The 13,015-nt window shown below is 61.7% G+C and carries 10 protein-coding genes; 6 read left to right on the top strand and 4 right to left on the bottom strand.

The window, feature by feature from the left end; all coding sequences use genetic code 11:
* The first annotated feature begins 43 nt into the window (after positions 1 to 43).
* Both cobT and cobS read left to right on the top strand, forming a co-directional pair.
* Positions 44 to 1,099 (top strand): nicotinate-nucleotide--dimethylbenzimidazole phosphoribosyltransferase, encoded by a 1,056-nt coding sequence (cobT, locus tag AB7783_RS14920; RefSeq protein ID WP_441278061.1) that lies wholly within the window; start codon positions 44 to 46, stop codon positions 1,097 to 1,099.
* Positions 1,100 to 1,864, top strand: a complete 765-nt coding sequence (cobS, locus tag AB7783_RS14925) for an adenosylcobinamide-GDP ribazoletransferase (protein WP_439062759.1) — start codon at positions 1,100 to 1,102, stop codon at positions 1,862 to 1,864.
* Here cobS and AB7783_RS14930 read toward each other — a convergent pair.
* The gene (locus AB7783_RS14930) at positions 1,857 to 2,369 is read right to left on the bottom strand and encodes a tyrosine phosphatase family protein (RefSeq protein WP_441278062.1); all 513 of its coding nucleotides are present in this window, start codon (positions 2,367 to 2,369) and stop codon (positions 1,857 to 1,859) included. The two genes, cobS and AB7783_RS14930, sit on opposite strands and share 8 nt — an antisense overlap.
* 271 nt (positions 2,370 to 2,640) lie before the next feature.
* Here AB7783_RS14930 and AB7783_RS14935 point away from each other — a divergent pair, with 271 nt between their 5' ends.
* Positions 2,641 to 4,629 carry a putative bifunctional diguanylate cyclase/phosphodiesterase gene (locus AB7783_RS14935; RefSeq protein WP_441278063.1) on the top strand — a complete coding sequence of 663 codons (1,989 nt, stop codon included), beginning with the start codon at positions 2,641 to 2,643 and terminating at the stop codon, positions 4,627 to 4,629.
* Here the strand turns inward: AB7783_RS14935 and AB7783_RS14940 are convergent.
* On the bottom strand, positions 4,626 to 5,894 hold the full coding sequence (locus AB7783_RS14940) for a Zn-dependent hydrolase (protein WP_441278064.1): 1,269 nt from the start codon (positions 5,892 to 5,894) through the stop codon (positions 4,626 to 4,628). The genes AB7783_RS14935 and AB7783_RS14940 overlap by 4 nt on opposite strands.
* Before the next feature lie 115 nt (positions 5,895 to 6,009).
* On the opposite strand from AB7783_RS14940, the gene AB7783_RS14945 reads away from it, so the two are divergent.
* On the top strand, positions 6,010 to 6,753 hold the full coding sequence (locus tag AB7783_RS14945; protein ID WP_414716982.1) for an SDR family oxidoreductase: 744 nt from the start codon (positions 6,010 to 6,012) through the stop codon (positions 6,751 to 6,753).
* A 196-nt stretch (positions 6,754 to 6,949) separates the two neighbouring features.
* Here AB7783_RS14945 and AB7783_RS14950 read toward each other — a convergent pair whose 3' ends face one another.
* Together AB7783_RS14950 and AB7783_RS14955 are read right to left on the bottom strand one after the other, a co-directional pair.
* A complete protein-coding gene (locus tag AB7783_RS14950; RefSeq protein WP_089265289.1) occupies positions 6,950 to 8,023 on the bottom strand; it encodes an NAD(P)-dependent alcohol dehydrogenase in 1,074 nt (357 codons plus the stop codon).
* Between the two features lie 995 nt (positions 8,024 to 9,018).
* Entirely contained in the window at positions 9,019 to 10,191 is a 1,173-nt protein-coding gene (locus AB7783_RS14955) for an isovaleryl-CoA dehydrogenase (protein WP_089265707.1), read from the bottom strand.
* Between the two features lie 260 nt (positions 10,192 to 10,451).
* Here AB7783_RS14955 and AB7783_RS14960 point away from each other — a divergent pair, with 260 nt between their 5' ends.
* Positions 10,452 to 11,648, top strand: coding sequence for a cytochrome P450 (locus AB7783_RS14960; protein ID WP_309948669.1), 1,197 nt, complete (start codon positions 10,452 to 10,454; stop codon positions 11,646 to 11,648).
* A gap of 48 nt (positions 11,649 to 11,696) precedes the next feature.
* Entirely contained in the window at positions 11,697 to 12,968 is a 1,272-nt protein-coding gene (locus tag AB7783_RS14965) for a cytochrome P450 (protein WP_441278065.1), read from the top strand.
* Positions 12,969 to 13,015: the final 47 nt, after the last annotated feature.

Genomic DNA, 13,015 nt, shown 5'->3' on the forward strand with positions numbered 1-13,015 from the left:
TTGCAGGTCGTCTTGCGTCAGTTAGGCCGCGAAAAGGAACCCTATGTCCGCCCATTCCCAGCCCTTGTGGCAACCGCCCGCCATTGCGCCTGTTGACCCGCAGATCGCGGCAGGCATCCGTGCCGTCATCGACGGCAAGGCCAAGCCGCCGGGGTCGCTGGGGAGAATCGAGGACCTGGCGCTGCAGCTCGGCATGATCCGGCATCCGGGCGAGCCCCGCGGCGACAATGCCGTGCTCCTGGTCTTCGCGGGGGATCACGGACTCGTAGCCGAAGGCGTGTCGCAATATCCGTCGGCGGTCACGGTCGCGATGGTGACGACCTATCTGGCCGGCCGCGCCACGGCCAATGCTTTCGCCGCGGCCAATGACATCGATGTGCGCGTGATCGACATCGGCGTCGCCGCCGAGCTGCCGGTGCACCCGAAGCTGATCGACGCCAAGGTTCGCATGGGTACGGCGAATGCCGCGCGCGAGCCAGCGATGACGGCAGAGCACGCGGCCGATGCGCTGACGCGCGGCTTCAGAATCGCTGTCGGTGAGATCAAGGCCGGCGCAGACATCATCGCGCTCGGCGAGATGGGAATTGGCAACACGGCCTCCTCGGCACTGGTGGTTCATCGACTCGCACCGGCACCCCTGGATGATTGTATCGGCGTTGGCGCCGGGCAGGATGATGCCGGCATGGCGCGCAAGCGCGCGGCGATCACGAAGGCGGCAGCGCGCAGCGACGCAACTGCGCCGCTGGATGTGCTTGCCGAATTCGGCGGACTGGAAATCGCGGGCATGGCCGGAGCGATCCTCGGCGCAGCTTCGCAACGGCGGCCGGTGATCATCGACGGCTTCATCTCCAGCGCCGCGGCACTGCTCGCCGTTCGCCTGTGCCCGGCTGCACGCGACTACTGCGTCTTCGCACACCGCTCGGCCGAACGCGGCCATGACATCGTGCTGAACGCGCTCGATGCCAAGCCGCTACTCGATCTCGGCTTGCGGCTCGGTGAAGGCACCGGCGCGCTGCTTGCGGTGCCGTTGGTCCGTGCTGCGGCGCGCATGCTGACCGACGTCGCCAGCCTCGACGACGTGCTGGCCGGAAAGATCTAGATGAGGCCGGATCCGCATCTTTTGAATGCGATCCGTTTCCTGACGGTGCTGCCGGTACCGGCAACTATCGACGCGCAAGGGCCTGACTGGCTTGCGCGTGCAATGAAGTATTTTCCGGTGGTCGGCGCCGGCATCGGCGCTGCATCCGCAATCGTGTTTCTCGTTGCCGGCGAATTCTGGTCACCGCTGATTTCCGCCCTGCTGGCGATCACGACAAGCATCGCTCTGACCAGCGCGCTGCATGAAGACGGCCTGGCCGACACAGCTGACAGCTTCGGCGGGGGCTGGACCGTCGAGAAGCGCCTTGCGATCATGAAGGACAGCCGCATCGGCACCTACGGGGCGCTCGCACTTTGCCTGGGCACGGCGCTGCGTATCGCGGCCCTCGCCATATTACCACTGTGGGCAGGTGCGGCAGCGCTGATCGCCGTCCACGCCGCAGCACGCGCCATGCCGGCCTTCGTGATGAACCGCCTGCCCTATAGCGGCGATACCAGCGCGATGAAGGTCACTTACGCCGAGGCGCCCGTGCGATTTGAGGAATCGTTGTTTGCACTTGTTGTGGTCGTGCTTGCGGCGATCCCGCTGATGCTCATCTCGGTCGTATCGCTTTTTGCGGGTCTTCTGCTCGGCGCAGCGCTCGCCGCACTGCTCGCACTCTGGTCGCGTCGTCTGATCGGTGGTTACACCGGCGACGTGCTCGGTGCTGTGGAGCAACTATTCGAGATCGGCTTTCTGCTTGGTGTCGCGGCCCTGATCAAATAGGCCAGTTCAACGGCAATCGATAAGGCTCACCTTCAAAAGCGTCCGCACCGCGGCCGATGCGTGCGATGGCTTCGACCATGCGGCCGTCGCGGCCAAGCTGTTCGTCGGCCAACTGCACCATCAATTTGTTTGGTGTCACGTAAGGAGAGCGTTTGCGGAGTTCATCTGCAATCGCCCCCTCGTAGCCGGGATTGCGATCGCAGGCGATGGCGTAAGCCGCAGCGCTGGAACGGCTGATACCTGCCCAGCAGTGAATGAGCATCGGGCGATCAGCGATGCTGCCGCGGCCGAATTGAAGAATGGCACCCATGACGTCGGCATCTGGCGCGATCAGGTCCGGCGTCACCTCGACGATATCGTGAAAAGTCAGTTCCACATGACGCTCACGCGCCAACCCGCTCCAGTCGCGCTCACTCGTTGTGGGCGACAGAAGGGTCAGCAGATCGAAGGCCGGCAGCGAGTCTGCCACAGCAGCAAGGCCTCCGAGCGAGCTCACATAGATCATTCGAACACCCTGCTCGCTGTCGTCAAATCCTTCCTCTCACCCACGGCGAATGGACCTTCTTCAACCTCATGCCGCTGCGATGTCGCTGATGCAAGGTCGGTTTCTTAATACCACCCCCGACCTTTTCGCACCTGCACCATCGCAAACAGAAGAAAATACACCAGTTAGAACAACCGGTTACTCGCTCGAACTTTAGACAACCGAGGCAGGCCAATCTTAAAGAAGTTGCGATAGGTATCTAACTTACCAGTGCAGAGTCCAGGACGGTACGATGCTGAACTACTTCGAAATGGCGGCATCGCAAATCGGAACGATCTTCCGCGTGCCGCGCGAAAACCCCGAACTGGTGGAAGCGAAACTCGCTGCCTTCACCCGTCAGGTGCCGATGATGTATGCGCTGGTGGTCGTCAACACGACGGCACTTGCAATCACCTTTTATGGTACTGCGCCACATCTGCTTACCGTCTATCTCCCTGCTGCATTCGATGCAATCTGTGTGATCCGGATACTGAGCTGGTTGAGAGCGCGGAACACCACACTGTCGCTCAACCAAGCCGTCGAGAAGCTCACCGGCTCGATCATCTTTGCCGGCATTCTCGGTGTCGCGTTCACTGCCTGGAGCCTCAGCCTGTTTCCCTATGGCGACGCCTATAGCAAAAGCCACGTTGCGTTCTTTATGGCCGTCACATCGATCGGCTGCGGTTTCTGCCTCATGCATCTGCGCGCGGCAGCGCTGATCGTGATGGCGCTGGTTGTCGTGCCTTTCGCGTTCTTTTTCGGCTCCAGCGACAATGTCGTCTTCGTCTCCATCGCCTTCAACTTCGTCGTGGTCATCGGGGCCGTTCTCTTTATGCTGCTCGGCAATTACTCCGATTTCGAGAAGCGGGTGAACTCGGAGAAGGCGCTGCGTATCAAGCAGGCTGAGCTGCAGGTGCTGAGCGACAAGAATTTCCGGAATTCGAATATCGACAGCCTCACCGGTCTCCCCAATCGCCGGAACTTCTTTGCCGAGCTTGAGCGCGGCATTGTCAACACTGAGCACAGTAGCGGCGGCCTGCTGCTCGGCATCCTGGATCTTGATGGCTTCAAGCCGATCAACGACATCCATGGGCACCACACGGGTGATCGCTTGCTGGTCGAAGTCGCAGACAGACTGCGCGCACACCTCGCTCCTCACGTGTTTCTGGGCAGACTGGGCGGCGACGAATTCGTCATGTTCAGCGACCAATTGCTCGACCCGGATGCAATTGTTGAGGCGGAAGAGAGCATCGAGAACCTGTTCGACATCCCGTTCGAGATTGATGACATTACAGTTAGCATCAGCTGCTCGATCGGATATGCGGAATTTCCGGACACAGCCAGGACCGCGCAGGATTTGTTCGAGCGCGCCGATTACGCGCTGTTCTTTGCCAAGCAGCACAAGCGTGGCAAGGCCGTTCGGTTTTCTGCAGAACACGAAGCCGATATCCGCGAAGCCTCCTCTGTGAGTCGGGCCCTGGCCAGTGCCGACCTCGAACGGGAATTGTGGATCGCCTACCAGCCGATCATCGACGCAGAAACACAACAGCCTGCGAGCTTCGAAGCCCTGGCGCGCTGGAAGAGCCCGGAGCTCGGCAATGTTCCACCGATGAGCTTCATTGTCGCCGCCGAGCGCTCAGGCATGATCGGCCAGTTGACACCGTTGCTGCTGCGCAAGGCCCTTGAAGGTGCAGCGACATGGCCGGAGCATGTCCGGATTTCGTTCAACCTCTCTGCGGTCGACGTCGCCTCCCCCCTGTCGATCCTCAAGATCATTGCTGTCGTCCAGCAAAGCAAGCTGAAGGCCAGCCGCATCGACTTCGAGATTACCGAGACGGCCGTGATGGGCAATCTCGCACAGGCGACCGAAGCGCTGAATGCCCTGAAGGCTCTCGGCGCCCGCATCTCGCTGGACGATTTCGGCACCGGCTATTCGAGCCTGAGCTGCATTCGCGAATTGCCGCTGGACAAGGTCAAGATCGATCGCAGCTTCATCAGCAAGATCGAGACGGATTCTGCCGCGCGCCTGATCCTGCGCACCATGCTTGGACTGTGCAACGGCCTCGGTCACGACTGCATCGTCGAAGGCGTCGAGAACAGCGAACAGGTCGACTTCCTGCGCAAGGAGCACTGCCGTTTCATGCAGGGCTACTTCTTCGCCAAGCCCATGGGCATCGAGCAGGTCGGCGATTATCTGACCTCTGTTCAACACGGCGCGCTGGCCGAACGCACCGCCAGCTAGTCGTTCTGTCCGTCGAGTAGCCGCACCGCCTCGAACAGTGTTGCCGCCCCGACGGCTAGTTGCTCGGGCTCCGACCATTCCTCCGGGCAATGGCTCTTGCCGTCCTTTGACGGAATGAACAGCATCGCGCTGCGGCCGATATGCGACATGAAAGCCGCGTCGTGACCGGCTCCCGACGCCAGCCGCGTCGTGGAATAACCGAGCTTGGCGGCGCTGCGCCCGAGAACATCAAGCAGATGATCGTCGCAAGGCGCGGGCGGATTCTGCGAGATCAACGCGAAGCGCGCGCGTTCGACCTTGGCTCGGCCTGCGATGGCGAGGCTCTCACGATCGAGCAGTGCCACGAATTCATCGACCAGCGCGGCCTTCTCGGCGCGGATATCGAGGATCATGCGTGCGCCGCCGGGCACGACATTGGCGGCATTCGGGCTGATCTCGAGGATCCCTGTGGTAGCGACGAAGTGGCCTTGCTTGCGCGCGGCAAATGCATTGGCCTGCTGAGCGACCAGCAGCACGAGTTCGGCGGCGGGAAGGCTCGCGTCTTTACGATATTCCATCAGCGTCGAGCCGGCGTGATCGGCGGCGCCCTTCAGCACGATCTCGACGCGGGTGATGCCGGCGATCCCGGTGACGAGACCGAGATCGAGCTTCTTGCTTTCCAGCACCACGCCTTGCTCGATGTGCAGTTCGAGATAGCCAACGAATTCCGGCTTCTGCATCGCGGCGATGGCGGCGGGATCACCGCCGACGCGCTTGATGGCATCGGCCAGCGTCTCACCCGCTGCATTGGTGTAAGTCAGCATCCTGGCATCGAGCTCGCCGACCATGGCGCGGCTGCCGACGCATGACAGGCCGTATTCGCTAGGCTCCTCGGCAAGGAAATCCACGATCTCGATCGGATGTCGCGATTTGTAGCCGGACGCCTGCAGCGCACGCACGACCTCCAGCGCCGTGAGGATGCCGGAAATGCCGTCGAAGCGCCCGCCGGACGGCACCGTATCGGAATGCGAGCCGAGCATGATCGGCGGCAGGCCCGGAACGCCGCCTTCCAGCCGTGCGATCACGTTGGCGGCGGCATCCATACGCACCGTCATGCCGGCTGCGATATATTGCTCATGCAGCCACGCACGGCCGTCGAGAAAACGCTGCGAGAACGATCGCCGCGTCCATGGCTTGTCGGGATCGGTGATGGCGGCCAGGGCCATATGGTCGTCCCAGAGGCGGTTCTGATCGATGGGCGATTTGGTGTCGGTCGGCATCGGCATGAGGCTCATGAGTTGGCGGCACTGGCGCCGGCGCGATTATTGTTGAACACTTTGGCCATCGTGAAGCAAGAAAACGATGGACATCGCGAAGCAAGAAACGATCAGGGAGAAAATCGTGAGCAGCAAGACCAGGATCGCATGGGTGACCGGCGGCGGCACCGGAATCGGCAAGGCGGGCGCGCAGGCGCTGCTGGCGGACGGCTGGACGGTGGTCATTTCCGGGCGCCGCGCCGATGTGCTGAAGGGCGTCGCCGATGAACTCGGCGCCGGTGGCAAGCCCGTGGAGGCAATGGCGCTGGATGTCAGCAATGCCGACGACGTCAACAAGGTGGCGCAGGCCATCCTCGCCAAACATGGGCGTATCGACCTTCTGGTCAACAGCGCCGGCGTCAACCTGCCGAAGCGGAGCTGGGAAGACGTCACCCAGGACGGCTGGGACCAGATCGTCGACATCAATCTGAATGGCGTGATGTATTGCATGCGCGCGGTGCTGCCCGCGATGCGCGCACAGAAGGACGGCTGCATCATCAATGTTGCCTCGTGGGCCGGGCGCATCGTGTCGAAAATGACGGGGCCGGCCTATACGGCCACCAAGCACGCCGTGCTGGCGCTGACCCATTCCTTCAACATGGACGAATGCGTCAACGGCTTGCGCGCCTGCTGTCTCTCACCCGGCGAGGTCGCCACTGACATCATGAAGAACCGTCCGGTGCCGCCGAGTGACGAGGTGATGGCGCGGATGCTGCAGCCGGACGATCTCGGCAAGACCATCGCCTTCATCGCCAGCATGCCACCGCATGTCTGTATCAATGAGGTGCTGATCAGCCCGACCTGGAATCGCTCGTTCCTGGCCATGTGAGAAGTTGTCTTTTCCCTCCCCCGCTCTTGCGTGGGGAGGGTGGCCGGCCACTTGGCCGGTCGGGTGGGGGCGCCCACGTGAGAGCGTCACTTGTGGCACCCCCACCCCGGCCTATCGGCCGACCCTCCCCGCAAGGGGGAGGGATATCGCGGACGCCAGCGCGCCATTGCGGTTAAGCCTCACTACCCTCCTCACCTCACGGCGTAATGGCGACCTTCAGCACGCCATCGCGCTGGTGCGAGAACAGATCGTAGGCTTTTTCGATATCGTCCAGCCGGTAATGATGCGTGACCAGCGACGTCAGGTCGACGCGGCCGGAGGCAACGACGTTCATCAGCCGTCGCATCCGCTCCTTCCCACCGGGGCACAGGCTGGTGACAATCGTGTTATCGCCGAGGCCCGCCGAAAAGGCGCTCAGGGGAATCTGCAGATCCGTCGAATAGACGCCAAGGCTGCTCAGCGTGCCGCCCGGCCGCAGCGCGCGCAACGCTGATTCGAAGGTGCCTTGCGTACCGAGCGCTTCGATAGCCACATCGACGCCGCGGCCGTCGGTGAGGTCCATGATCTGCTTGACCGGATCACCCTTCTTGAAGTCGACGACGATATCGGCGCCGAGCCGTTTGGCGACCTCGATGCGCGCGGGTACCGTATCGACACCGATGATCGTGGTCGCGCCCATCAGCTTGGCGCCGGCGAGGGCGCAGAGTCCGATCGGCCCTAGAGCGAACACCACCACCGTGTCCCCGATCCTGATGCCGCCGCGCTCGGCACCGGCAAATCCCGTCGACATGATGTCCGGACACATCAGCACCTGCTCATCCGTCAACGCGTCGGGCACCGGACTGAGATTGACCATGGCATCGGGTACCAACACATACTCGGCCTGCGCACCATCGATCGTATTGCCGAACCGCCAGCCACCGGCCGCCTTGAAGCCGTGCTTGGTTCCAGCGCCATCCTGCGATGAGCAGCCGCAGAGACATGCATAACTGTGACCGCTCGGCGTGATGGCGCCGGCAATGACGCGCTGGCCCTCGCGATAGCCGGTGACGGCGCTGCCGAGCTTCTCAATGATACCAACCGGCTCGTGTCCGATGGTCAGCCCTTTCGCGACCGGATATTCACCCTTGAGGATATGCACATCGGTGCCGCAGATCGTGGTGGTCGTGATGCGCATCAGCGCATCGAGCGGGCCGACGTCGGGGATCGGCTTGTCATCCAGAACGATACGCCCCGGTTCGACAAATATCGCAGCCTTCATTTTCGGCATGATCCTGCTCCTGCTTGCGACGGTGCGTCGATCGACGCGATGAGCCAATCATCTGCGCATTTTGCCGTGACAGGATTGAGGTGGATCAAGTGGCGATGCCTTTTGAATGTCTCTGAAGTGGCGGACACACAGCCGCGCTTCTGCGTTGCTCTTGATTCAATTTGTCAAACAGCCACGACCCTTCAGACATGCGTCATCACCCCTGTTGTTTGCGGCGCGGGGGCGCCGTCGTTGCTTGCATTCCCGCCCCCTGTGAGAGGGCGTGCGGAACGCCGGGTGCCCGTTGCACCCTTGGGCCTGATGCGATGCGGTCTTCCGCAATCTAGAGTGCATCAGGACTTTCGGAGGCGCCGAGCGATTGCCCGGCGTTCCGCATGCGGTGTTTTTTCGGTTGCTTGCACTTTGCCTCGACGAACGCTCCGATCGCGAATTAAAGTCCCAAGGCGATGGGAAGGGAGCCTCAAGCGAGTAAGCCGAACGCGTTTTGACTTGGTCGTCCGTCACACTGTCCAGGGAGTCTTTCCATCCCAGGGTCGGCCGTCTCCTTGCCAGTGGCAGTGCTGGCGCAGATCCGTCCTGCCCGAAGACAGACGTCACCCCCAAACCGCGTGACGCCGCATCTCCGGCGTCCACCGCATCCCACCCCGCGAACGTGACGATCGCGATCGCCCCTCTCGGTGGGGCAGGATGGATGGGAATATAAACCTGACGGAAACATTGTCAACGGGATATAGGAATAAATGTTTGGGCCTGTCTTCCCGCCCCACACTGTCATTCCGGGGCGCGGGCGCGTCTTCGCGCACGTGAACCCGGAATCTCGACATGTTCAGCGCAAAACACATCGGGATTCCGGATTCGCGCTCTGCCGGCTTCGCCGGCGACGCGCGCGCCGGAATGACAGTGGAAACTCGGCTCAGTCCGGCCCGCTCCGCAGTCCGTCCTGCCCCGGAATGACGAATGTAAGACGCAGCGCATCGATTAAATCGCCCGCCCCCTCACCCGTTCTTCGCGAACAACTCCCGCCCGATCAGCATCCGCCTGATCTCGCTGGTGCCGGCGCCGATCTCGTAGAGTTTGGCGTCGCGCAGCAGGCGGCCGGTGGGATAGTCGTTGATATAGCCATTGCCGCCGAGCAGCTGGATCGCGTCCAGCGCGCATTGCGTGGCGCGTTCCGACGCGTAGAGGATGGCGCCGGCAGCATCCTCGCGGGTGGTCTCGCCGCGATCACAGGCTTTCGCCACCGCATAGACATATGCGCGCGCCGAACTCAGCGCGACATACATGTCGGCGATCTTGCCCTGCACGAGCTGGAAGTTACCGATCGGCTCGCCGAACTGCTTGCGCTCATGCACATAAGGCTGCGCGACGTCGAGACAGGCCTGCATGATGCCGAGCGGGCCTGCCGCGAGCACCGCGCGCTCATAATCGAGGCCGGACATCAGGACATTGACGCCGCGACCGACCTCGGCGAGCACGTTCTCCTCGGGCACCTCGCAATCCTCGAAGACGAGTTCGCAGGTATCCGAGCCGCGCATGCCCAGCTTGTCGAGCTTCTGCGCCGTCGAAAAACCCTTCATCCCCTTTTCGATGATGAAGGCGGTGATACCGCGCGGGCCGGCAGCCGGATCGGTCTTGGCATAGACCACCAGCGTCTGCGCCACCGGGCCATTGGTGATCCACATCTTGTTGCCGTTGAGAACGTAGCGGTCGCCCTTCTTGTCGGCGCGGGTCTTCATCGACACCACGTCCGAGCCCGAACCCGGCTCGGACATCGCGAGGGATCCCACATGTTCGCCCGAGATCAGCTTCGGCAGATATTTGCGCTTCTGCGCTTCGTTGCCATTGCGACGCAACTGATTGACGCAGAGGTTCGAATGCGCGCCATAGGACAGGCCCACCGACGCCGAGGCGCGCGAAATCTCTTCTACCGCGATGACGTGTTCGAGATAGCCGAGCCCGGCGCCGCCGAACTCTTCCTCCACCGTGATACCGTGCAGGCCGAGCGCGCCAATCTTGGGCCAGAGATCGAGCGGAAACTGGTTGGTCTTGTCGATGGCTTCGGCGCGCGGCGCGATCTCGTTCTGGGAGAAGTCACGCACGGTCTCGCGAATCGCGTCCGCAGTCTCGCCGAGATCAAAATTGAACATCCGTTGAGCGTTCGCAATCACAGGGTCGCCTCCGGTCAGAACGGCGCGCAAGCGCACCGATTTTGTTGATTGAAATCACCATGTCACGGGCCGAACGGGCTGAGAAGAGGCATAAAGTGGTCCTTGCTCTTGGCCCCGCAACGGGTTGTAATTCATCCAAATAAGCCCTCCGGGACCAACCACGGAAGGCATGCCAGGGGAGAGAACCGATGCTCGATCGCGTCCAGGATTCCGACAGCAACGAATCCGCCCAAGCCGCCGCTCACGCCCAAGCTTACGGGATGCCGCTCGATGAGTTCGATCCCGGCAACCCCGAACTGTTCCGCACCGATACATTCTGGCCCTATTTCGAACGGCTGCGCCGCGAGGATCCCGTCCACTACTGCAAGGACAGCATGTTCGGACCGTATTGGTCGGTGACCAAATACAACGACATCATGCAGGTCGAGACTAATCACGCCACCTACTCCTCCGCCGCGGCATTCGGCGGCATCACCATCCGCGATGCCGGTGTGCAGTTTCGCCGGCCGATGTTCATTGCGACAGATCCGCCGCATCACAGCGCCCAGCGCAAGACCGTGGCGCCGATGTTTGCGCCTCACCACATGGACGAGCTCTCCAGCCTGATCCGCAGCCGCACTGCCGAGGTGCTGGACTCCCTGCCCCGCAACGAGACCTTCGACTGGGTCGATCGCGTGTCGATCGAATTGACCACACAGATGCTGGCAACCCTGTTCGACTTTCCCTGGGAGGAGCGCCGCAAGCTCACCCACTGGTCGGATGTCGCCACAATGTTGCCACCCACGCCCGAGGCCGAGCTGGAGCGGCAGAGAGAACTGCGCGAATGCGGCGAGTATTTCGGGCGGTTGTTTCAGGAGCGACTCAATGCGCCGCCGAAGAGCGACCTGATATCGATGATGGCGCATAGCGAGGCCACGCGGCATCTCGATCCGGAGAGTTTTCTCGGCAACATCATTCTGCTGATCGTCGGCGGCAACGACACCACGCGCAATTCGATGTCCGGCGGCGTCTACGCACTCAATCAATTCCCCGGCGAATATGACAAGCTGCGCGCCAACCCGGCGCTGATCGAGAGCATGGTGCCGGAGATCATCCGCTGGCAGACGCCGCTGGCACATATGCGGCGCACGGCGGTGCAGGACACCGAGCTCGGCGGCAAGCAGATCAGGAAGGGTGACAAGGTCGTAATGTGGTACGTCTCGGGTAATCGCGATGACGAGGTCATCGAAAACCCCAACGAATTCATCATCGACCGTGTGCGCCCAAACCGCCATCTGTCATTCGGCTTCGGCATCCACCGCTGCGTCGGCCTCAGACTTGCCGAACTTCAATTGAAGATTGTGTGGGAAGAGATCATCAAGCGCTTCGACAGGATCGAAGTCGTCGGCGAGCCGCGCCGCGTCTTTTCGAGCTTCGTGAAGGGCTACGAGACACTGCCTGTGCGGATCGCTGGCTGAACCAGCGACCGCAACAGCTCAGGATCGATTTTTTGGAGAGCAGACGCCATGAATATCCAAGCCAGGATCAATCCTGACAAAGCCGAGATCCAGCGCGTCGCGCGCGAGATCGCCTATTCGACACCGCTGAAGGACTTCCATCCCGGCGCGCCGAAATTGTTCGCGACCGATACGCTGTGGCCGTTCTTCGAACGGCTGCGCAAGGAAGAGCCGGTGCATTACTGCACCAATGCACCGATCGAGCCCTATTGGTCGGTGACCAAGTATCACGACATCATGCATGTCGACACAAATCACGGCATCTTCTCGTCCGACGTGAAGCATGGCGGCATCGCGATCCGCGACGTGCCGGAAGGCTATGACTGGCCGAGCTTCATCGCCATGGATGAGCCGAAACACAGCGCGCAGCGCAAGACCGTGACGCCGATGTTCACGCCAACACATCTCGACGAGATGGCGGTGCTGATCCGTGGGCGCGTGTGCAAGGTGCTCGACGGATTGCCGCGCGGCGAGACCTTCGACTGGGTCGAACGCGTCTCGGTCGAACTCACCACGCAGATGCTGGCGACCCTGTTCGACTTCCCGTGGGAAGAGCGTCGCAAGCTGACGCGCTGGTCGGACGTGTCCACCGCGCTACCCAAGAGCGGAATCGTCTCGTCCGAGGAAGAGCGCCGCCGCGAGATGGACGAATGCGCCGCCTATTTCCAGAAGCTCTGGAACGAGCGCGTGAATTCCGACCCGCGGAATGACCTGATTTCCATGATGGCGCATAGCGACGCCACGCGCTTCATGGATGCCGACACGTTGATGGGCAATATCATCCTGCTCATCGTCGGCGGCAACGATACCACCCGCAACACCATGACGGGCTCGGTGCTGGCGCTGAACGAGAACCCCGACCAGTATCAGAAGTTGCGCGACAATCCGTCGCTTATCGAGACCATGGTCCCGGAAGTGATCCGCTGGCAGACGCCGCTCGCGCATATGCGCCGTACCGCCATGCAGGATACTGAACTCGGCGGCAAGACCATCAAGAAGGGCGACCGGGTGGTGATGTGGTACGTCTCGGGCAACCGCGACGAGGAGGTGATCGAGCGGCCGAACGAGTTCATCATCGACCGCGCTAGGCCGAAGATTCACCTGTCATTCGGTTTTGGCATACACCGCTGCGTGGGCATGCGCCTGGCGGAGTTGCAATTGAGGATCGTTTGGGAGGAGATACTGAAACGGTTCGAGAACATCGAAGTTGTGGGGGAACCCAAGCGCGTGTATTCGAGCTTCGTTAAAGGCTACGAGACCCTCCCGGTTAAAATTACGTAAGACCGGAGGATTTCGTAATGCCGGTCAGGATTCATAATTTTCCCCTC

It is taken from the genome of Tardiphaga sp. 172_B4_N1_3, from assembly GCF_052076035.1.
Lineage (GTDB): Bacteria > Pseudomonadota > Alphaproteobacteria > Rhizobiales > Xanthobacteraceae > Tardiphaga > Tardiphaga robiniae.

Excerpts from the sequence above, each read along its gene's own strand:
- cobT (WP_441278061.1), top strand. The coding sequence starts at position 44 with ATGTCCGCCCATTCCCAGCCCTTGTGGCAACCGCCCGCCATTGCGCCT.
- cobS (WP_439062759.1), top strand. The coding sequence starts at position 1,100 with ATGAGGCCGGATCCGCATCTTTTGAATGCGATCCGTTTCCTGACGGTG.
- AB7783_RS14930 (WP_441278062.1), bottom strand. The coding sequence starts at position 2,369 with ATGATCTATGTGAGCTCGCTCGGAGGCCTTGCTGCTGTGGCAGACTCG.
- AB7783_RS14935 (WP_441278063.1), top strand. The coding sequence starts at position 2,641 with ATGCTGAACTACTTCGAAATGGCGGCATCGCAAATCGGAACGATCTTC.
- AB7783_RS14940 (WP_441278064.1), bottom strand. The coding sequence starts at position 5,894 with ATGCCGATGCCGACCGACACCAAATCGCCCATCGATCAGAACCGCCTC.
- AB7783_RS14950 (WP_089265289.1), bottom strand. The coding sequence starts at position 8,023 with ATGCCGAAAATGAAGGCTGCGATATTTGTCGAACCGGGGCGTATCGTT.
- AB7783_RS14960 (WP_309948669.1), top strand. The coding sequence starts at position 10,452 with ATGCCGCTCGATGAGTTCGATCCCGGCAACCCCGAACTGTTCCGCACC.
- AB7783_RS14965 (WP_441278065.1), top strand. The coding sequence starts at position 11,697 with ATGAATATCCAAGCCAGGATCAATCCTGACAAAGCCGAGATCCAGCGC.